At 70.4% G+C, this 20896-nt stretch carries 18 protein-coding genes; 13 read left to right on the forward strand and 5 right to left on the reverse strand.

Translation table 11 applies throughout. From position 1 onward, the window contains the following. Positions 1–56: 56 nt before the first annotated feature. A complete protein-coding gene (locus tag IH00_RS0105055) occupies positions 57–920 on the reverse strand; it encodes an SCO2400 family protein (RefSeq protein WP_031070015.1) in 864 nt (287 codons plus the stop codon). A gap of 134 nt (positions 921–1054) precedes the next feature. Here IH00_RS0105055 and IH00_RS0105060 point away from each other — a divergent pair, with 134 nt between their 5' ends. The 6 genes from IH00_RS0105060 to IH00_RS0105095 all read left to right on the forward strand — a co-directional run bounded on the left by IH00_RS0105060 (position 1055) and on the right by IH00_RS0105095 (position 7555). Further along, positions 1055–1660 (forward strand): hypothetical protein, encoded by a 606-nt coding sequence (locus IH00_RS0105060; protein WP_052411206.1) that lies wholly within the window; start codon positions 1055–1057, stop codon positions 1658–1660. Positions 1661–1868: 208 nt separating this feature from the next. Then, on the forward strand, positions 1869–2912 hold the full coding sequence (locus IH00_RS0105065) for a rod shape-determining protein (protein WP_031070020.1): 1044 nt from the start codon (positions 1869–1871) through the stop codon (positions 2910–2912). A gap of 136 nt (positions 2913–3048) precedes the next feature. Then, a complete protein-coding gene (locus IH00_RS45215; RefSeq protein WP_324615772.1) occupies positions 3049–3201 on the forward strand; it encodes a hypothetical protein in 153 nt (50 codons plus the stop codon). Between the two features lie 245 nt (positions 3202–3446). Beyond that, positions 3447–4214 (forward strand): LysE family transporter, encoded by a 768-nt coding sequence (locus IH00_RS37015; protein WP_039946247.1) that lies wholly within the window; start codon positions 3447–3449, stop codon positions 4212–4214. A gap of 397 nt (positions 4215–4611) precedes the next feature. After that, entirely contained in the window at positions 4612–6141 is a 1530-nt protein-coding gene (locus tag IH00_RS0105090; protein WP_031070023.1) for an acyl-CoA synthetase, read from the forward strand. 100 nt (positions 6142–6241) lie between these two features. Next, positions 6242–7555 (forward strand): carboxyl transferase domain-containing protein, encoded by a 1314-nt coding sequence (locus IH00_RS0105095; RefSeq protein WP_031070024.1) that lies wholly within the window; start codon positions 6242–6244, stop codon positions 7553–7555. 501 nt (positions 7556–8056) lie between these two features. Here IH00_RS0105095 and IH00_RS0105100 read toward each other — a convergent pair. After that, on the reverse strand, positions 8057–8590 hold the full coding sequence (locus IH00_RS0105100) for a MarR family winged helix-turn-helix transcriptional regulator (protein ID WP_052411171.1): 534 nt from the start codon (positions 8588–8590) through the stop codon (positions 8057–8059). 104 nt (positions 8591–8694) lie between these two features. Here IH00_RS0105100 and IH00_RS0105105 point away from each other — a divergent pair, with 104 nt between their 5' ends. Beyond that, complete coding sequence (locus IH00_RS0105105) at positions 8695–9108, forward strand: organic hydroperoxide resistance protein (RefSeq protein ID WP_031070027.1); 414 nt, start codon at positions 8695–8697, stop codon at positions 9106–9108. 67 nt (positions 9109–9175) lie between these two features. On the opposite strand, the gene istB is transcribed toward IH00_RS0105105, so the two are convergent. Together istB and IH00_RS0105115 are read right to left on the reverse strand one after the other, a co-directional pair. Next, a complete protein-coding gene (gene istB / locus IH00_RS45220) occupies positions 9176–10426 on the reverse strand; it encodes an IS21-like element helper ATPase IstB (protein ID WP_234334766.1) in 1251 nt (416 codons plus the stop codon). Between the two features lie 817 nt (positions 10427–11243). Beyond that, complete coding sequence (locus IH00_RS0105115) at positions 11244–12371, reverse strand: NADH:flavin oxidoreductase (RefSeq protein ID WP_031070031.1); 1128 nt, start codon at positions 12369–12371, stop codon at positions 11244–11246. 1109 nt (positions 12372–13480) lie between these two features. Here IH00_RS0105115 and IH00_RS0105125 point away from each other — a divergent pair. Next, positions 13481–14968: a hypothetical protein gene (locus IH00_RS0105125; protein WP_031070032.1), complete on the forward strand. Its 1488-nt coding sequence runs from the start codon at positions 13481–13483 to the stop codon at positions 14966–14968. Between the two features lie 211 nt (positions 14969–15179). On the opposite strand, the gene IH00_RS42605 is transcribed toward IH00_RS0105125, so the two are convergent. After that, positions 15180–15470 carry a DUF4192 family protein gene (locus tag IH00_RS42605; RefSeq protein WP_031070034.1) on the reverse strand — a complete coding sequence of 97 codons (291 nt, stop codon included), beginning with the start codon at positions 15468–15470 and terminating at the stop codon, positions 15180–15182. A 484-nt stretch (positions 15471–15954) separates the two neighbouring features. Between IH00_RS42605 and IH00_RS42610 the strand changes: the two genes are divergently transcribed. The 5 genes from IH00_RS42610 to IH00_RS0105155 all read left to right on the forward strand — a co-directional run bounded on the left by IH00_RS42610 (position 15955) and on the right by IH00_RS0105155 (position 20869). Continuing rightward, the gene (locus IH00_RS42610) at positions 15955–16653 is read left to right on the forward strand and encodes a hypothetical protein (RefSeq protein ID WP_158827668.1); all 699 of its coding nucleotides are present in this window, start codon (positions 15955–15957) and stop codon (positions 16651–16653) included. After that, positions 16646–17692 (forward strand): polyprenyl synthetase family protein, encoded by a 1047-nt coding sequence (locus IH00_RS38765; RefSeq protein ID WP_052411172.1) that lies wholly within the window; start codon positions 16646–16648, stop codon positions 17690–17692. The genes IH00_RS42610 and IH00_RS38765 overlap by 8 nt, the downstream gene beginning before the upstream one ends. A 159-nt stretch (positions 17693–17851) precedes the next feature. Next, positions 17852–18613 (forward strand): hypothetical protein, encoded by a 762-nt coding sequence (locus IH00_RS0105145; protein ID WP_031070038.1) that lies wholly within the window; start codon positions 17852–17854, stop codon positions 18611–18613. A gap of 1 nt (position 18614) precedes the next feature. Then, positions 18615–19298, forward strand: coding sequence for a lysophospholipid acyltransferase family protein (locus IH00_RS0105150; protein WP_052411173.1), 684 nt, complete (start codon positions 18615–18617; stop codon positions 19296–19298). After that, positions 19292–20869, forward strand: coding sequence for an AMP-binding protein (locus IH00_RS0105155; protein WP_031070040.1), 1578 nt, complete (start codon positions 19292–19294; stop codon positions 20867–20869). Before IH00_RS0105150 ends, IH00_RS0105155 begins: the two co-directional genes overlap by 7 nt. Positions 20870–20896: the final 27 nt, after the last annotated feature.

The following is a 20896-nucleotide window of genomic DNA, read 5'->3' on the forward strand; positions in this document are numbered from 1 at the left end:
CGGACGTCGTGAGCATGGCGGCGGGCATCCGCCCGGCACGGTCCGCGGAAGCCTCCTCAAACACACCACCAGAGGAACCAGTCGCAGGTCTCGGTGGGCGTGGGCGTGGGCTCCGACGGGGGGCCCGGGTCCGGATCGGGGTCCGAAGGAGGCTGCTGACCGCCGCCCGGCTCGCCGCCGTTACCCGGGTCCGGGTCACCCGGCGCGGGCTTCCCGGGGGCGGGGTCGCCCGGTTCGCCGGGGCTGTCGGGGCCGCCGGAGGCACCGGGTTCGCCCGGGACGCCCGGCTCGCCGTCCGCTCCCGGCGCGGAGGCGCCCGGGGACGGGGTGCCCGGGGAACCGGACGCGCTCGGCCCGCCCGACGGCCGGCCGGTGCCGGCCGACGCGTCGTCGGAGGGGTCCGGGGAGGCGGAGGTCGCCGCGACCGGTTCGTTCACCGGACTCGGGCCGTCCGGCAGCTCGTCGTCACCCGAAGGCCGGTCCGGGGCCGGCTGAGCGGTCTCCACCGTGTCGTCCTGCTGCACGGCGGTGGCGGCGCCGTCCTCGCCCGGGTGCTCCATGGCCAGCTCCGCCAGGCTCAGCGCCCCCGCGGCCAGCACCAGGGCGGACAGGCCGATGACCAGCTTGCGGCCGCGGCGCCTGCGGGCACGGCGGCCGGCCGGGCGTCCCCGGCGGCGGGCGCCCGCCCGCGGGCCGTCACCGTCCTCGGACCGGCTGGTCCCGGAGCGGGCGGCTGCCTGGGAGCGGGCACGGCGAGGCGCCGCGGGCGGCATCTCCTCGTCCCGGCGCAGCTCGATGACGAGGTCGTCCGCCGCGGACAGGTGCGGGTCTACGTGCCGGAGCTCCTCGGCGGGCGTTCCGCAGCCGGCACAGGCCAGGGCGCCGTTGAGATGCCGCTGACACTGGTGGCAGAAATCCATGGCGCCCGCAGAGTATGCAGGTGTTCGACACCTGAGATAGCCGGTGCTGTGAGGATCCTGTGTGGAAACGGCTGCTGCCCGGCGTGTCCGCTCCGTTCATCCGATACAGCCGGAACAGGCAGGATGTCCGCATGATGGACAAGGAACCCCCCGACTCCGTACCCTCCGCGCCCATCCCATCGGGCCCCTCTCCCTTCGGGCCGCGCGCCTTCCAGCTCGTCCTGCTGCGCCGGATGGCCGACTTCCAGCCGAGCCTGGTCGAGGACGCCCGCCGCGAGCTCGGGGCGTCGATCGCCGACATGCGGGAGGCGAACCGCCGCTGGCAGGCCATGGTGCGCGCGCCCCGCGGCCGGGGGGCGGCGGCCCGCTACCGGTCCGTGCTCGGCGAGCCCGAATCGCGGACCCGGCGCAGGATCGGCGACCTGGAGTGCGACGCCCTGCTGTGGCCCGTACCGCTCTGGCCCGACCTGCGGTTCGAGGTGCTCACGGCGCCCGGTCGCGGAGGCGCCGTGTGGAACGAGTGGCTCGTCCGGGCACCCGGCGCGCCGGGCCCTGAGCTGCGGACGGCCGCAGACCTGCGTCCCTGGAGCTGCACGGTCGACGAGGTGGCACGCGCCTTCCCCCCGGCCCGGCCGCTGGAGGGCAGCGCGCCCACGCGGTGGCGCCTGGCCTTCACGCTGCCGGACGGACAGCCGTGCGTCGCCGAGTTCACGTGGGGGCTGCTCCAGCGGCTCGTGTGAGGAGCGCGGCCTCGGCGGGGAGCCAGCCTCGTGGACAGCGGCCTTCGTGACGAGCGGCGGCTCGCCGGGAGCGGCCGCCTCCGTGGCGAGCGGCTTCTACGAGGAGTGCGCACCGCCCGCCTGTCACCCCGTCAGCTCCCCCAGCGCGCGCCGCGCGCCCCGTGACCGGACGATGCGAAGACGTACCGCTCTCGGGAGGATCCTCACCGTGACCGTCAGTCTTGAGCAGTTGCGCCGCTGCCATGTGGGAGTCGACCTGGGTGCAGCCAGGACCCGGGTCTTCGTCAAGGGCGTCGGACTCGTCGTGGACGAGCCGAGCGTGGCCGCCGTCAACACCCGTACGGGTGCGCTGATCGCCGTCGGTGAGTTCGCGGAGAAGATGACCGGGCGCACCCCCGACTACATCCGCGTCGCACGCCCTGTCTCCGGCGGCACCGTCGTGGACATCGAGATGGCCCAGCGCATGCTGCGCCACCTCCTGGGCGAGAAGCTCCGCCGCCAGTTGCGCCGCAAGCCGCTGCTGCGCGCCGCCGCGTGCACCCCGCACGGCAGCGATCCGCTCGCCCAGCGCGCCACCGTCGAGACGCTCGTCGGCCTCGGCGCCCGGCGTGTCGAGCTGGTGGACACACTCATCGCGGCGGCCGTCGGCTGCGGCCTGCCGGTGGAGCAGCCGACCGCCACCATGATCCTGGTGTGCGGCGCGGCCACCACCCAGGTGGCGGTCCTCTCGCTCGGCGCGATCGTCACCGCGGAGCGCATCCCGATCGGCGGCAACGCCATCGACCACGCGGTCATCCAGTACCTGCGCCACCAGCACGAGCTGATGCTGCCCAGCCAGTCGGTACGCCCCCTCCAGCTGGCCCTGCACGGCAACGGTCTCACCCCGGCCGGCCCCGCCTCCACCGAGATCCACGGGCGGGACGTGGCCACGGGCCTGGCGCGTTCGGTGCTCGTCGACACCGCCGCGGTACGCCAGGCGCTGCACACCCCGCTGACGGCCGTCCTCGACGGCATCGGCAAGATCCTGCGCGACTGCCCGCCGGACCTGGTGGCGGACCTGGTCGACCGCGGCGTCATGATGGTCGGCGGCAGCGCGCTGCTGCCGGGCCTGGACCAGATGCTGCGCGACGCGACCGGGATGCCGGTGCACATCGCCGAGCGGCCGGACATCTGCGCCGTCCTCGGGCTGGGGGCGATGCTGGAAGGCCGTATCCAGCCGCTGACGCTGAATCCGCTCGCCGAAGCGGAGTGACCGAGCCCGCACGCGGGCTGCCGCTTCTCCTCGAAGCGGTCCTGAGCGTCGGCACCGCCATCGAACTGCGCGGTACGCTCCAGCACCTCGTGGATCGGCCGCGGAGCTGACCGGCGCGCGGTACGGCGCGCCCGGCGTGGTCGACCCCGGGCACGGCCGGCTCGCCGAGCTGTACACGGCCGGCATGACCGCTGCCGAGCGGCAGCGCATCGGCCGGCTGCCCGACGGCGCAGCGGAGTGCTGGGCGCACTCGTCCGGGATCCGCGACCGCTGTGCCGGGACGACCTGACGGCCGGTCCGCGACCGCTGTCCCTGGACGACCTGACGGCCGATCCGCGGTCGTGCGGCGTACCGCCCGCCCACCCCCGATGCGCTCCGGGCGGACCTCGCAGGACGGCAGCCGCAGCACCGTGTTCATCTGGCGGTCGCACCTCTGAGACGGCCTTGCGGTGCGGGGCCCGGCCCTCGGCCGGGCATGGCGAAATTCGCTCGCGCGGGCCGCACCCGCCCCGCCATCGTGACCCGGTGAGCGACATGTGGACGACCGCCCTCGCCGGTGCGGCCGCCGGGCTCGGGGTGGCCATGCCCCTGGGCGCCGTCGGCGTGCTGCTGGTGCAGGAGGGCATGCGCGACCGGCGCGGAGCCGTGGCCGCCGCGTCGGCCGTGGCCGTCGTGGACCTCGGGTACGCGGCGCTGGCCACCGCGCTGGGACCGCTGGTCTCGGCCGCCCTCTCCGGCGTCGAAGCCTGGGTACGGCTGGTGTCCGCCGCCGTCCTGCTCGCCATCGCGATGCACGGGCTGTGGACGTCGCGCCGCGCCGGTGAACCCGGCGCGGCGGAGCGGCCGCGCCCCGGACCGGCCACCGCGCCGGCCCCCGCACCGAGCGGCACCGCGGGCCATGCGGGCGGTGCGGCGGTGAGCCGGAGGGCCCCCCGGAAAGCCGGCACCACGGCAGGCCCCGCAGGTCCGGCGGACACCACAGGTCCGGCGGCCGGGCGGCACACCCCCACCGCCGCCCGCACCTTCGCGCGGTTCGCGGGACTGACGCTCGTCAACCCCACCACCGCGCTCTACTTCGCCGCGCTCACCACCGCGCAGGGCGCCGCCCTCACCGGCGGGGCGGCCGGAGCGGTGTTCGTGGCGGGCGTCTTCGTCGCCTCCCTCGCCTGGCAGCAGCTCCTCGTCGCGGCGAGTTCCTTCGCCGGGGCGCGGATCTCCGGCACCGTACGGAAGTGGACCTTCCGGGCCGGGTACGGGCTGGTGGCCGTGTACGCGGTGAAGGTGGCGCTGCCCCTCCCGTGAGCCGCGTGGACGCTCGTACACCGTCCGGCGCAGCACCGCGCGGCGGTCGGGCGGCCCCCAACCGCGGCCTCCCTGCCCCCGGTCTCCCTGAGCACGCGCCCGCGCGGGGCGGGCCGGCTGCGGGTGACCGGGGAGCTGTCGCGCCTGGCGCCGGCGGGCTGCGTGTACACGTACCGGTGCATGCGCACCATCCGGCCCACGTCCTGGTGCGGGTGCGGGCACCGGAGCGGACGGGACCGGCCGGGCCGCCGGGGCCGCTCCTGACCGCCGGCGCGGGCCCTGGACAGCGGCGAAGAGCACACCCGGCATCGCTTTCCCCCTCGGCCCGGGTGGGGAGAATGGTGGGACCCGCGCCCCGGGATGACCAGCCTGTGCAGCAACGCGAGGAGGACCACCTGTGAGCTCCCTGTTCCCGGCCCTGTCCGAGCGGCCGGACCGGCCCGCGCTGCGCTTCGGTGAGCCGGGCCGGTCCGGTGCGCCGGACCCTTCCGCCGAGCGGGACCGCGCGCTCACGTACGGCGAACTCGGCGCCGCGGCGGGTGCCGTGGCCACGCGGCTCGCCGGAGCGGACCGCGTCGCCGTGTGGGCCACGCCCACGCTGGAGACCGCCGTCGCGGTGGTCGCCGCGCTGCTCGCCGGCGTCCCCGCCGTACCGCTCAACCCCAAGACCGGCGAGCGCGAGTTGACGCACATCGTCACCGACAGCCGACCCTCCCTGGTGCTCGCCGCACCGGGCGACGAACTGCCCGCCCCGCTCGCCGGCGTACCGCGCCTGGACCTCGCCCCCGACGGCCCGGCAGGACGGCTCCCGGGCCACGGGCAGGAGGCCACGGACAGGCAGGACGCGCCGCAGCGGGCCGAGGACGCCCAGGACCCCGAAGCGCCCGCGCTCATCGTCTACACCTCCGGCACGACAGGCCCGCCCAAGGGCGTGGTCCTCTCCCGCCGCGCCATCGCCGCGAGCCTCGACGCGCTGGAGGACGCCTGGGCCTGGACGTCCGACGACGTCCTGGTGCACGCCCTGCCCCTGTTCCACGTCCACGGGCTGATCCTGGGCGTCCTCGGCCCGCTGCGGCGCGGCGGATCGGTGCGCCACCTGGGCAGGTTCGGCGCGGAAGGCGTGACGCGGGAGCTGGCGTCCGGCGGGACCATGCTGTTCGGCGTACCGACGATGTACCACCGCCTGGCCGAGGCCCTGCCCGAGGACGCCGAGCTGGCCAAGGCGCTCTCCGGCGCACGGCTGCTGGTCTCCGGCTCGGCGGCGCTGCCGCTCCACGACCACGAGCGGATCTCCGCCGCGACCGGGCGGCGTGTGATCGAGCGGTACGGCATGACCGAGACCCTCATGAACACCTCCGTCCGTGTGGACGCGGAGCCGCGCCCCGGCTCCGTCGGCGTGCCCCTGCGCGGCGTCGACCTGCGCCTGGTGGAGGAGGACGGCACGGAGATCACCGCGTACGACGGGGAGACGGTCGGCGAGATCCAGGTGCGCGGCCCGAACCTGTTCACGGAGTACCTGAACCGGCCCGACGCCACGGCCGCGGCGTTCGACGGCACCTGGTTCCGCACGGGCGACATGGCGGTGCGGGACGCGGACGGTTCGGTACGGATCGTGGGGCGCAAGGCGACCGACCTGATCAAGAGCGGCGGCTACAAGATCGGGGCCGGGGAGATCGAGAACGCGCTCCTGGACCACCCGGGCGTGCGCGAGGCCGCCGTCACCGGCGAGCCGGACCCGGACCTGGGGGAACGGATCGTCGCCTGGGTCGTCCCCGCGGACCCCGGCAACCCGCCCGGCGCGGAGGAACTGGCCGACCACGTGGCGGCCCAGCTCGCCCCGCACAAGCGCCCGCGCGTGGTACGCCACCTCGACGCGCTGCCCCGCAACGACATGGGCAAGATCATGAAGCGGGCCCTCGATGCCTGAGGTCCCCCGGCCCGAGGGCTCCCGGCCGGAAGCCTCCCGCCACGGAAGTTCCCGGCCCGCGGCCTCCGGGCCCGAGGGCTCACGGCCCGCGGACTCCCGGCTGTCCGCCCGGGAGGCCGTCGCGCTCCTCACCGACGACTTCACCGAACACCTGCTCCCCGCCCGGGCCACCGCGCCCGACGGGCCCTTGTCCTGGGAGGGTTACGGCGCTTCACGCGCGCGTGCCGCGGCCCGTACGGGCGAGGAGGAGTCCGTCCTCCACGGCACGGCCACCGTCGGCGGCCGGCCCTGCGTCGTCCTCGCCTTCGAGTTCGGGTTCCTCGGCGGCTCGCTGGGCGAACGGGCCGGCGACCGCCTGGAGGACGCCTACTGCCTGGCGCGCGAGCGGCGCGTCCCGCTGGTCTCGCTCGTCGCCACGGGCGGCAGCCGCATGCAGGAGGGCATGGTCGCGCTGACCCAGCTCCAGCGGGTGGCCCGGGCGACGGTGCTGCTGCGGGAGGCGGGCGTGCCGTACATCGCCGTGCTGCGCGATCCCGCGACCGGCGGTGGCTGGGCGACGGTCGGCGCGGGCGCCGATGTCGTGCTGGCGCTGCCCGGCGCGCAGATCGGGTTCGCCGGCTCGCGGGTGCGGCCGCCGGACGCGGACCCGGCGGCGTACACGGCCGAGGGCCAGCTGGCGGCGGGACACATCGACGCCGTCGTACACCCCGAGGAGCTGCGGAGGACGGTCACGGACTGGCTGGCCGCGCTGACGAGCCCCGCGCCGGGTCCCGTGGAGCCGCCCTCCGCCCTCGGCGCACGGCCGCTCCCCGCCACCGGCTGGGCCGCGGTGGGCCTGGCCCGCGACGCCGCACGCCCCCGCGCCGAGGCATACCTGGACCGGTACTTCTCGCACCGTCTGCCGCTCGCCGGCGACCGCTGCGGCGGTACGGACCCGGGGGTGCTGTGCGGGGTGGGAGTGCGCGCCGACGGGCGTGCGGTCGCGTACGTCGCGCAGTGCGGCACCGCGACCCGCCCGGCCGGTTACCGGACGGCTGCGCGGGTGATCCGGCTCGCGGACCGGCTGGGCGTGCCGGTGCTCACGCTCGTCGACACTCCGGGCGCGGCCAACGATGACGAGGCCGAGCGGGCGGGCGCGGGCGCGGCGATCGCGGACGCCTTCGCGGCCGTCGCCGGCGCCCGCGTACCGGTGACCACGCTGCTGATCGGCGAGGGCGGATCGGGCGGGGCACTGGCGCTGGCCGCGCCGGACAACACCTGGGCCACGCCCGACAGCTACTTCTCGGTGATCGCCCCGGAGCTGGCGGCGGCGATACTCAAACGCCCGCCCGAGGACGCCCCGCACACGGCCGAGCAACTGCGTCTGCGCCCGCAGGACCTGGTGGAGCTGGGGGTGGTCCGGGGCATCGTGTGACGATCCCCCGCGCGCGGCGGTACGCGGCGGGCGGGGCCGGACAGGCGGACCCCGGCCAGCGCGGGCCGCCTCCGCCACCAGAGCGGCTTCCCCCGCCTCCGGCACGTCCACGTCCGAGGCTTCCCCCGCCTCCAGGCCCGCCTCCGGCACGCCCGCGTCCGCGCCTTTCCCTGCCTCCAGGTCCGCGTCTTCCGCCGTCGCGGCGGTCGCCGCCTCGGCCACCCCTGTCTCGACCACCGCCACCTCGGCCACTTACGCCTCCGGTGACAGGACCGCGCCGCGTGCGAACAGCGCCCCGTACCCCTCCCCCAGTGCCGTCCGCGCCCGGACCGCCGTTCGTTCCACGTCGCCGCGTTCCGCCGGAGGCAGCGGGCGCCCACCGCCCTGCGGGACGCGGACGCCGCGCCCAGCGGCAGGCGGCCGCGCCGTGGGCGTCCGCTGAGGCGGCCCTGGACGCGCACCTGGACTGACGCTCCGGCCTGCCCGCACCCCGGCCGAGCGTTACGGAGCCTCCTCCATGCACGCCCCCTCGCGCAGGTCGCCTTCGGTGAGGTCGCTGTCGGCCAGGTCGCTGTCGGCCAGGTCCAGCGCGGCGGTCAGCTCGTCGAGGCGGGCGCGCAGCTCGCGGACCTCGTCGAGCGACATCCCGGTCGCGGCGGCGATCCGCCGCGGGACGCCGACGGCCCGCTCGCGCAGCCCGGCCCCTGCCGGAGTGGTGCGGACGGTGACGGACCGCTCGTCCTCGGGACTGCGCCGGCGCTCCACGTAGCCGGCGCCCTCCAGGCGCTTGAGCAGCGGGGAGAGGGTGCCGGAGTCGAGGCGCAGGTGTGCGCCGATGCGCTTGACGGGCAGCTCGCCGTGCTCCCAGAGGACCAGCATGACCAGGTACTGGGGGTACGTGAGGCCGAGGTCCTTGAGGACGGTGCGGTAGACGCCGTTGAAGGCGCGCGTGGCGGCGTGCAGCGAGAAGCAGATCTGGTGGTCGAGGCGGAGGAAGTCCTCGTCCCGCGCGCCCCCGGGGCCGGTCGTGTGCATGCGTCCAGGATACGTGGGTCACACAGCGCGCGATTTAGTTGCGCACAACTTAATCGACCGCTATTAATTACCTCAAGCACTCATCACGCGAGAGGACAGACCCCATGGACGCCCTGTACACCGCTGTCGCGACCGCCAACGGCCGGGAGGGCCGCGCCGTCAGCTCCGACGGCCAGATCGATCTTCCGCTCGGCTTCCCCAAGGCCCTGGGCGGCAACGACCAGGGCACCAACCCCGAGCAGCTCTTCGCCGCCGGTTACGCGGCCTGCTTCGCCAGCGCGATGGGGGCGATAGGCCGGCAGGAGAAGATCGACGTCAAGGACGCCTCGGTCACGGCCGAGGTCAGCATCGGCAAGGACACCGACGGCGGGTTCGGCCTGGCGGTCGTGATGCGCGTCGAGCTCCCGGACCACCTCCAGGGCGAGGCGGGCCGCGAGCTGCTGGAGAAGACCCACGCGTACTGCCCGTACTCCAAGGCCACGCGCGGCAACATCCCGGTCGAGATCGTCATCGAGTAGGGCGCACCGCACGGCGTGAGGGGCCCGGACGGTCGTCCGGGCCCCTCACGCCGTCTCGTCCGCCGGGTCAGTAGCCCGGCTTTCCCCAGCCCGCGACGGCCGTCCCGTCCAGCCTGCGCGAGCGGTAGCTCTCGCCCTCGAGGGTGAGCACCTCCGCGTGGTGGACGAGACGGTCGACGGTCGCCGAGGCGATGCCGCCGTCACCGAAGACCTCGTCCCAGCGGGCGAACGGCCGGTCGCTGGTCACGATCACCGACGCGCGCTCGTACCGGTGGGAGACGAGCCGGAAGAAGAGCTGGGCGGTGTCGTCGTCGAAGGGAACGTACCCGACCTCGTCGACGATCAGCAGCGGGTACGCGTCCAGCTCGGCGAGCAGCTTGCCGAAGCGCCCGGCGGCCTTGGCCTCCCGGAGCCGGTCGGCCCATTCGGCCGCGGTGGCGAACAGCACGCGGTGGCCCGCCTGGCAGGCCCGTACGCCGAGCGCGATGGCCAGGTGCGTCTTGCCGGTGCCGGGCGCGCCGAGGAACACCACGTTCAGCTTGCGCGGGACGAAGTCGACCTTCCCCAGCCGGGCGATCGCCTGCGGCTCGGGCGCCCGCAGGTGCCCGTCGTCGAACATCTCCAGCAGCTTGCGCGCCGGGAAGCCGGCCGCCTGGATCCGCTCCTCCGCGGCGGACCCACGGCCGTCCGGCTCCTCGGCCCCGCCCGCTTCCTGCACGGGCTCGGCCTTCCGCCTGTCGCGCTGCCTCGGCAGCATCAGGTGATGCGGCTCCCGATCGCCGTGGCCCTTGTGCTCCTGCGCGGCCATCGGCCCGGACATGTACGCGAGGATCGCCGCGGAGGCGATGAACGCCATGTGGATGACCGTCCCCCAGAGCAGGTCGTGCCGGGGCGTGTGGTGCACGTCCACGAACATCTGCAGCAGGTGCACCGAGGAGATCCCGACGATGGCGGTGGCCAGCTTCACCTTCAGCACGTTGGAGTTCACGTGCGACAGCCACTCGGGCTGGTCCCGGTGCCCCTGCAGCCCGATGCGCGAGACGAACGTCTCGTAGCCGCCCACGATCACCATGATCAGCAGATTGGCGATCATCACGACGTCGACGAGCTTGAGGACCGCGAGCATGACGTAGGTCTCGTCCGCCTGCCCGCTGACGACGTGGTCGACGAGGTGCCAGAGCTCGTTGAAGAACTTGTAGACGTACACCCCCTGCGCGGCCACGAGCCCGAAGTACAGGGGAGCTTGGAGCCAGCGGGTGGCGAACAGGGCGAGTCCGATGGTCGTGATGGTCGACGGCGACGAGGCTGAGCGGGACAACGGGACCTCCAGCGGCGGGGGGTTCCGCCATTCTGGTGGGCCACCGCCGTAAATCTGAATTCGGGCCACCCGTAGGGATTAATAGAATTCCAGTAGCACCGGGTCGCCTTCACGACCGCCGGCACCTGTCGGCTAACGCCTTCGGCAGACATGTCGATATACCGAGGAACTGGGGGCCGCCGACACGCCCTCCCCACTCACCGCACGAGCGGCACCTGGGCCGCAGCGCTGCTCAGCGGTGCCCGGTGAAGTACGACATCGCGGCTTCACAGCCGCGGCAATTCTCGAATCCACTCGGTGGTGTCCACCAGCTCCGGGAACTTCGCGACATCTTCGAGCGTCGGGCCGCGATTTTCCCTGGACGAATCGGTTCTCCGGGCCCGGAGGGGGCATGGCGCGCATCGGCGGGGAATGACTGAGAGGCCTTTCCGGTCCGGTGGCTTTCTCCTCCGGCCTCCGGAGGGGCACCACGCCCTTCGGGCGGCGAGGCCACTCCACCCCGGACCTCCGGATGCGGCGCGCCTGCCCGAGCGGAACACTGCCGCCGGTTCGGACTCGTCCGCTGTGTGGCGGCTCCTCCCTCCTCAGGACCGGGTTGCGGCAGGCCCGTCACCCGCCCCACCGGCGCCGGGCGAGCCCGACGGCCGGCACGGCACCGGCACCGGCACCGGCACCGGCCCATAGTGAGGAGCCCCCGTCGGCCCGGGCCGGCGAGGGTGAAGCGCTTCGGCGGTCCGGCCGGCGGTGCCCGCCCCGCGTGCGCCGGCTGAACGCGGTCGGACCGTCCGGTGGTCCGGACGGAGCCGGACGGGGCCGCCTAGCTCAGCGTCTTGAGCGCCGCCACGTCGTAGGGCTTCAGCTCGTCGAGCCGGTTCGCCAGGATCTTGGCCGCCCACTCCGGGTCCTGGAGCAGGGCGCGGCCGACGGCGACCAGGTCGAACTCGTCACGCTCCAGGCGGTCGAGCAGGTTGTCGATGCCCTGGACCGGGGCGCCCTCGCCCATGAAGGCCCGGATGAAGTCGCCGTCGAGGCCGACGGAGCCGACGGTGATGGTGGGCCGGCCGGTGAGCTTCTTCGTCCAGCCCGCGAGGTTCAGGTCCGACCCGTCGAACTCCGGGACCCAGTAGCGGCGGGTGGAGGCGTGGAAGACGTCGACGCCGGCCGCGGCGAGCGGGGCCAGGATCGCCTCCAGCTCCTCGGGGGTCTCGGCCAGCTTGGCGTCGTAGGCCTCCTGCTTCCACTGCGAGTAACGGAAGAGCACCGGGAAACCGGGCGAGACGGCCTCGCGGACGGCGGCCACGATCTCGGCCGCGAACTTCGTACGGGCCACGGGGTCGCCGCCGTAGGCGTCGGTACGGCGGTTCGTCCCCGACCACAGGAACTGGTCCAGGAGGTAGCCGTGGGCGCCGTGCAGTTCGACGCCGTCGAAGCCGATGCGCTCGGCGGCCGCGGCGGCCGCGGCGAAGGCTCCGATGACGTCGTCCAGGTCGCGCCGGGTCATCGCCTTGCCGGCACCCTCGGTGCCGTCGAGGCGAATGCCGGAGGGACCGACCGCGGGGGCGTCGGCGTAGGGCGGGTCGCCCTGCTTGCGCACCATGCCGATGTGCCACAGCTGCGGCACGATCGTGCCGCCCGCCGCGTGCACGGCTTCGGCGACACCCGCCCACCCCGCGAGCTGCTCCTCACCGTGGAAGCGCGGCACCCGGTCGCTCTGCCCGGCCGACTCGTGGCCGACGTAGGTCCCCTCCGTGACGATCAGGCCCACGCCCGCTGCGGCGCGACGGGCGTAGTACGAGCGCACGTCCTCACCGGGGACACCACCAGGGGAGAACTGGCGCGTCATCGGCGCCATCACGATGCGGTTCGGAACGGTCAGGCCGTTCAGCGAGACGGGGCGGGAGAGGATCTCGGACGCGCGGGAGGCAGCGGACTCGGTGACGGTCACAGGGGTGCTCCTCGGGGGGTACCGGGCGGTATGTGCGCATGCATTGAATGCGGGTGCAGGCGTCAACCGCTCCGACGACGGCCCGATTCCCGCACACGGGCCGAACCACCCTGTGATCCCGGCCACTTCGACTCCGCACGACGCGCGATGACGGCGCGTGCTCCGGCGACGGACGGGAGGCGCCGCGCGACAGAGGCGGGGCGGGGCTCGGGCCGCCGGGAGCCATCACGGCGGAGGTCGAACCTCTGATGACCTCCCCTGCTTGACGTTCGACATCTCAAGCCGAAACAGCGGCCGGAGAGCGGTGCCCGGCAGGCTGGGGCGGGGTGGACCGTGACGGCGACGACGGTCGGGCTGCCCGGCTTCCTGCGGGTCCTCTCCATTTCCTCGCGTCCCTTGCGCGTCCCCTGGATCTTGCTTTCGGCTTCACTGCGTAGCCCCCAGCAGCCGAGCTTGCTTCCAAATCACCACAGGTCAGGGCCTTGACAATGGCGCCCGGCACCCGCCGCGACACCTCAGGCAGTACGCGTGAGCAGCGGATTCTCTCCAGTGGGGCCCGAGTAGGTGACTCAGAGGCACTGAAGAGACGTTTCCGCAGGTCAGGGCACGTTACTGGTGGGGCGGGTGGGACTCGAACCCACGGCCGACGGATTATGAGTCCTTTTCTGATCTTCCGATCCGTCCCGGCTCTTACCCCGTCTTTCCTATAACCGCAGGTCAGATGCCCATCGCCGTTCTGGCTCCGCGCCGGCCTTCCTGATCCTTCCGGGTCCTTCCGTCCACTGCGCGTCCACTGGGAGTCTCCCGAGAGCCTTCCCGGAGGAGTCGCTTGGGGACGTCTGCTGGATCGATGCAGGTTGAGCGCGGGGGAAGTCGAGGTCTCGAACTCTCACGCAGCGGAGTGTCTTACAGACGGAAAGGACACCGCCCCCTTCGCCCGGGGTGGAGCCATACGGCGTTTCTACTGGTCAGTCGTCTGCGGACAAGAGTACCGAAGTCGGACCCGAGCGGGGCCAGCATGTTCGCCCCGCTGCGTCCTGACAACCCTGGTCGCGGGCATTACGACGGCCACTCTTGTGACCCACGTTGATTCCTTGTGCACTTGTCGCATGTACCGCTGGAAAGCGTTAAACGATCGACAACTCACGCTCCTCAGGAACATCGCTGCCAGCGAGGATCCCGGCGCCCAGGACCCGGGCATGCGGCGGTCGACCTATGCGCTGCGCGATCGTGGTCTCGTGACGGTGAGCCGCCGGGGTGGCGGCTGGCAGGCGGAAGTTACTGAGGCAGGGCGGTTCTACCTGGAGCACGGTCATCACCCGGAGCATCCGGCGCGCGGGCGCGCTGCTGTTGGAGAGTCGAAGGCACCGGTGGCCGCAGCGAAGGGCAAGGTCCGCGGCTCCACGATGACGAAGACAACTCATACGAGCAAGCAGACGACCCCCCACAAGAAGCCGCCAGCGCCATACAGCGAAAGGCCTATCCCGGTAGCACGCCGTGCTAAGGCGACCAAGCTCGTCGAGCGGTTGGTCGCCGAGCACCACGTGGTCATCTCAGAGCCTGACGAGGATGAGATCACCGAGTGGCGACGTGTCATCGACTTCGCGAAGCGGCACGGACTCGCGCCTGAGGGCAAGCGCATCGAGAAGCAGCGGTTGTGGAACGCGGGCCGTGACCTGCAAATTTCGTTGGTAGACGGCCCACACGCCAACTCGGGGCGGAGGTCCCTGGAGGACAATCCGCGGGTTCCAGTCCCTGCGCAGTTGCGCTCGCCGCACCGCGTCGTGGCGGCGTTGCGAGACAGCGAGCGCCGGCTCCTTATGCCGCCCTCCCTACGTCGCCGTGCTTTGCTGCTGCTACAAGGACTCGCAGCAGAGGCGGAACGCCGGGGATACAAGGTACGCGAGCAGTCGGTCCCTGAGCGTGACCATCGTTCAGCGCACTTTTACAACGGCCGTTACTTCCCGGCGAGTTGTCGGGAAGGGGTGCTGGAGATCGTCATCGAAGGCTTCTCCGGCTGCGTCACTATCAAGAAGGAGTTTCCCCAGTCTGCTGATCCAGACCGCTCGCAGCAGCTCGCCCTGGACATCGGGTACAGCCGATCTAAGAGGCAGCACCACTGGGGTGACCGCAAGCGGTCAAAACTCGAGGACGTGCTCGGGATCGTGCTCAGGGAACTGGAGACTCGCGCGGTCGAGGAGAAGCAGAGGAAGCTGGATGAGAAACGCGCGAAGGAAGAGCGCCGCATCCGCTGGGAAGCGGCCATGGCTGCCGCCAAAGAGAAGGCTGCTCAGGCTCACTTCGCAACGATTCTCCGTGAGCAGGCAGGGCAGTGGCAGGGTGCGCACGCGCTCCGCCAGTACTGCGACGCTCTGGAGCGCAGGATCGATGTAGCGGCGGAAGGGGACATCGACGTCGAATCCGCTCGTGCCTGGTTGCGGTGGGCACGCGACTACGCGGAGACCCTCGACCCGCTTACACAACTACCGACTATGCCGTTCGGGCTGGCTTTCGAGCCGGAAGACCTCAAGCCGCACCTCAACGGGTGGAGTCCCTATGGTCCGGAGGCGCACACATCGGCTTGGAGCACTTTCTGAGGGGAGACGTGCCTCGCCTCTGCGTAGGGCGAGGCATCGTCAGCCGAACTCCTGACCGATGCGACAGGGCCCGCCGTCTTGACCGGAGAACCGCGGCCCTTCCTGCGGTGAGCAGCCGTCTTGCGAGGTCGTTCCGGGATGCTTCCGTTTCGTCATGGCTCTGGTTCCTGGGTGGCGCGGCCGCGGCGTGGGGCCGGGGCCGCGGTGGTGGTCAGTGGTTGCGGAGGGCGGCTTCGTCGTCGGCTTCTTGTTCGCGTCCGGAGGTGCGGCAGACGTCGAGGAAACCTTCTGCAGGGATGCCCTGGTTGATCGCCATGTAAAGGTGCTGGGCGAGCCTGTAGGTGCTGTCGGTGTCCAGGGCCTCGCGCAGGGCGTGGCGCGCGGTGACCGTGTCGCCCTGCCGCCAGGCCACCCATGCGCCGCAGCCCGCGACCTGCTCGACGCCCGCGTCGCCCAGATCGACGCCACCGGCCGCCGAGCGCCTCGCGAGGAAGACCCTCACCAACACCGCGAGCGGGCCGACGACTGCACCGACCAGGCGGCTGTCACCGTCTGCACAATCTCCGATGAGCTGCGATACGCCTAGTCGAGCAGCTTTTCGCTGTGCGCTGGGGCGAGCCGCTCTACAGCTCGCCGCAGCGCCCCTCGGTCCCGCAAGCGCGAAATGGTCCGAGTGCTCGACCTGCTCTGTCAGCCAGTTACCTGGATACCGAACCACTGCCGCGACGCAGGCCCCTGACGCCCTCGTCCGCCCAGCACTGTGCCCAACCACCTACAAAGGAGGCTTACAAGCCACCGCCACGCGAGCGGATAGCAGTCCAGGCCCGAAACCCACACTGCCATATCAAGTGATGGTGAATGAATATCGGATAATGGCCAAAAGTAAAGAGTTCGCTGTCGCGTATGATGCGGAATCCGGTAGACGCCTCACGCGCTATCGACACTCTGGCCAGCGGGATGCTACTACAGAATTAGGAATACCCAGGTTGATTAAGATCCTCTCTTATGATTCTCCAGACCTGGAGCAGTACGCGCGCTCACCCGGGTATCAATCCGATCTCGCGGCAGTCCGCGCGGTCTACTCTGGTCAGGGTCTGCTGGAGACCGCTGGCGCTTTCGTATTCCTTACCTATTTGACGTTGCCTGCCTTGACGGCCGTCCGGCCACCGTACGCACGCGATTCTCTGGCCCGTTCCACACTCGATGGGGCGGCGGAGCGTGTGTTCTTGCTTCGCCTGCTCGGGCTGACCGCTGAACCCGCATGGTCAAAGGGCATCGGGAACGCCAAGGTCCGGAAACAAGCAGAGATGCTCGCGCGGCGCCACGCCGAGTTCCCGGGGATGAGGCAGGACTACATCGACTTCCTTGCGGCACTCATCGCACTCGCGCCGCTGCTTGTCCGATTGGAGGCTGGACAACCGCCGAGTTCCACCCACTTTCGGGGGTACTGGCGCTACATGAGTGCCGCCATGTCGCTGATAACAGCCAAGTTGAGCGGCGAATGGGAGGAGGAGCAAAAGTGCCGTGTGTTCTCCGAAAGGAACGCCGGGCTCTCGTCGGACGGGGAAGCGATGCTCACTGCGTTCGCCGCGCGACATCCCGAGCACGTCGCAGCGGCCCTGCCAGTGCTCTTTCCGAGACCACGATCTGTCGTCCGTACCCTCCTGGGAGGATTCGATGCTTGAGGCCCTGAGTGACTATTACGCCAAGCATCTCGCTGAGATCGATCAGCTCGTCAATGAAGAGCTGGCGCGGTGGCCCTGGCAAGACGTGCCCGAGATGGAGAAGCTGATCCGAGCACAGTTGCGCCGGAAAGGTAAACGTCTCCGGCCGCTACTCATGTTCACATTGGCTGACCTCGTGGGTGGCGATCCCTGGCGGGTGGTTCCTGGGGCCACTGGAGTAGAGCTCTATCACTTGGCCTCTCTTGTCCTTGACGACATCCAGGACAACTCCGCCTATCGGCGGGGAGTGCCGGCCGTACACACCACGTCAGGGGTCAGCACGGCACTCAATCTCGCCGGGGTGATTCGGGCCCTTTCTTTCCAGCCGCTGCATCGCTCGCCAGGCTTGGATCCCGCAGAAAAACGTCGCGTCGATGGGCGTGTAGGGACGGCAACGATGCACCTGTACCTGGGGCAGAGCATCGACATCGGCTGGCACGACGGGTGGTATCCCGGTATTGGCGATTACCCCTACAAACAGATGGCTGAATGGAAGACGGGTGCCATGTTCGGCTGCGCCGCCTGGATCGCGACCTTCGTTTCCGGTGCACCTGAGGCTGTCGTGGAGTCGGCGGACCGTTTCGGGACCAAGGCGGGAGTGCTCTACCAGCTTGTGGACGACTATCTGGACATCTTCGGCTCTGACGGCGTGCTGCGCCGCCCAGCCCTGGAGGACTTGCGCGGGGGGAAGCCAAGCTGGCCGCTGATCGCCTTGTGCCGTGTGCTAAGGACTCAGGGCGAGCAGGGAATGGCCGACTTGGTCGTGCAGCGGCTGCGCCAGCCGGATGCTCGGGATGCGGATTGGGGCTGGCTTCTGGCATTGACCGAGAAGCTCGATGTCGCGGAGATTCTTCGGCAGGATCTAGAGAGGCAGGCTCGCGAGCTGACTTTCCAAGCCAGGGAGCTTGCTTCGAGCGGTGGTTCCACTGCGAGGGTCGAGTTGTTTATCCAAGTTCTTCTGCGGTCGGCTGCGGTGATGTCGCCGGCGTTGCGGGGGTGATGAGGAGTGCTCGTTGCCTCACCTCTGCGACTCGCCGCAAGGTCATTCCCTTTCCTGGTGCACTTTGTTTGCCATCTTGCGGCGGGGCCATACCGCCGGGACCTCGCTAGTGGTAGGCGGCCCCAGACGCGTCTGCGCGTGGCGTTGTATGACTCTGTAATGAACCTGCTATTGGATGGCTACGCCGAGCTGGCTGGCTATCCGGTACGGGCGGAGACAGGACAGCTGATCATCCGCCTTAACCGGCTCATCGGCGCGTTCGACGATGAATATGAGGAGCGACTTGGCGACGGACGATCGCTTGACCTAGGGGATGTCTTCGCAGGGGAACTCGTGCAAGAGCGGCTCTTCGCCCTGGGTGACTTCTTGCAGGCTTATCCGGAGCGCCGCGCAATCCAGGAGTTCCTGACGGATCGGCTTTCAGGCTCCTACGGCCGCTATGTGGCACTGACACAGAGTAAGCCGGATTTTGACCGACTCTACGAAAGCGTGGTCCTGGACTCTGGCGGTCTCGGCGAATGCCTTGCCCACGTAATCGGCCTCTTCAATGGGGCTGCGCCTGATCCTGAGACGGTAGAGCAGTTCTCCAGCTTCGGCATCGTAGGAAAGCTTGCCGACGACGTGATCGACTTCTGGACCGATCTGGCGCAGGGGCGAACCAATGTGTTGATCGGGCTCGTTCAGGGACACCCGGAGGAGCATGAAAGGGTCCTGCAGACGGCCAGCCGGACGGCCCGCGGGCGACTAAAGTGGTGGCGGCTGAACTGCCCTGACTCCTTTGTGCAGTTGATGGATCTCATCGAAGAGCATCGTGCCCGGCTGAAGGCCCCGAGCCTCCGTCTGGCCGGCGATTTGACGCTCCTTCCCGCTTGCCGAGGTGGCCTCGAACTGCGCTCAGCCCCCGTCGGCCTGAGGATTTGACATGCTCCTGTACTGGACACTGCGCTACGTCTTTCCCGGACCGTTTCTGTGGCTTCTATTCAGGTTGCGTGTTGAGGGTGCCGAACACGTTCCGGCACAGGGGCCCCTGGTTCTCGCGTGTGATCACCTGTCGTTCCTGGACCCGATTTTGGTGCAGCTAGGGGTACGGCGGCGCGTCGTGTTCGCAGCCAAGCAGGAGTACTTCACCGGACGCGGCTTGCTTGGACTCGCCGTACGGCTGTTCTTCAAGGCGACAGGCATGATCCCGATGGATCGCTCAGGAGGACCTGCTGCTGAGGAGGCGATTGCTGTAGCCGTGGCTGCGCTGGAGGATGGCAAAGTCGTCGGGATCTTCCCCGAGGGCACGCGCTCGCCAGACGGGCGCCTCTACCGGGGGCGGACAGGGGTGGGCAGGCTCGTTGTGGCAAGCCGAGCCCCGGTGGTGCCGGTAGCGGTGATCGGCACAGACCGGATCCTGCCTCCGGGGAAGTGGCTGCCAAGGGTTGGGCAGGCGACGATCCGATTTGGAAGGCCGATGGAGTTCACCGAGTCCTCCAGCCGGGCCATCACCGACGAGGTCATGGGCGCTGTACAGCAGTTGTCTGGCCGACCCTACGTGGATGCGTATGCCCCGATTCCCGCCCGGGGCCGCTGGGGTAGACGCTTGGAGGGTGGATCATGCTAAGGGCCCTGCTGCGAAGCGGTCTCCTGAGACCGGGCCGACCGTGGCGGTTGGCCCGACAGTTGCTCGCGCTTTGGAAGTGGGGGCTGGGGCCGGCAGGGCAGGTGTACACGGCAGCCGCCCGCTCACCTGACATGGTGGCGATTGTGGACGAGGATGGACAAGTCACCTACGGGGAGCTGCTGCGCCGGGTGAAGGAGCTATCGCAGACACTGCAGGAGTTTCCCGCACGGCGGGTTGGGGTGCTGTCTCGCAACCACCGAGGGGCCGTGGAGGGAATGGCTGCGGCACTGGTGGCTGGGGCCGATGCGGTGCTGCTGAACACCCAGCTCAAGAGTCCCCAGCTGGTGCAGGTGGTGCAAGAGCAGGGCCTCGACCTCCTATACCACGAGGCTGAGTTCGCCAGCTCGGCGAGCGCCATCCCGGGGGTCGAAGTGCCGTGGAAGAGACTGGCCCGGATTCATGTGCCTGAACTCTGGGCTCCACGTATGTCCCCTGCCGAGCAGCCAACTCCGCGTCGGCGGGTATCCCCACGGACGTCACGGCGTTCCGCGCGAGTCATCATGCTTACGGCGGGTACGACCGGCGTGCCGAAGGGTGCGGCGCTGTCTCGACCTCCTGGTCTTGCGCCGCTTCTGTCGATCCTCTCGCGTATTCCCCTGCGGGTCGGCGATCGGATTTTCATTGCTGTGCCGCTTTTCGGAATGTGGGGGCATGGTGCGCTTCAGGCGGCGTTGTCGCTGCGAGCTACGGTCGTGTTGCGGCGACGGTTCAACCCTGTCGAGACGCTGCGCATGGTAGAGAAAGAGGGCTGCACCGTCCTGATTGCGGCACCGGTCATGCTGGAAAGGATTTTGGAACTGCCGCATCAACCACCAGCCTCCCTGCGGCTGGTGGTTGTGGGGGGCTCAGCGTTGAGCGGTCAGCTCGCCACCCGCTTCATGGACGCCTACGGGGATGTGCTCTACAACGTGTACGGCTCGACGGAGGCCTCCTGTGTCAGCCTCGCGGTCCCGTCGGACCTGCGTCGGTGCCCCGACACTGTCGGTCGGCCGCCACAGGGCATTGAGGTGGCCATTCTCGGACCAGACGGCGAGCCGGTGCCCACCGGCTCGGTTGGGCGAATCTTCGTCAGAAGCGCGATGCTCTTTGGCGGCTACATCTCGAGCACGTCGCGCATCGCCGGCCCAGAACAGCGCCGGGGAATGACTGCCACGGGCGACCTTGGGCACCTGAGCGACGACGGTCTGCTCTTCGTGGATGGCCGGGAGGACGACATGATCATCTCGGGAGGTGAGAACGTCTTCCCCGGACCAGTGGAGGCCCTCATTGCGGCGCTACCGCAGGTGCGCGAAGTCGCGGTCATTGGCGTGCCCGATGCGACCTACGGGCAAAGCCTTGCCGCTTTTGTCGTAGTTCGTGAAGGCATGTCCCTGGACGCAGAACAAGTTCGCGCACACGTCCGTGCAAACCTAACGCGACCCTCCGTCCCCCGCGACGTCACGTTCCTCCCCGAACTGCCCCGAAACCCGGCAGGGAAAGTCATCCCCCGGAACCTGCCAGGCATGTCATGAACATTCCAAGACGCGGCGGCGTCGCGC

It is taken from the genome of Streptomyces sp. NRRL S-118 (genome assembly GCF_000716335.1).
Lineage (GTDB): Bacteria > Actinomycetota > Actinomycetes > Streptomycetales > Streptomycetaceae > Streptomyces.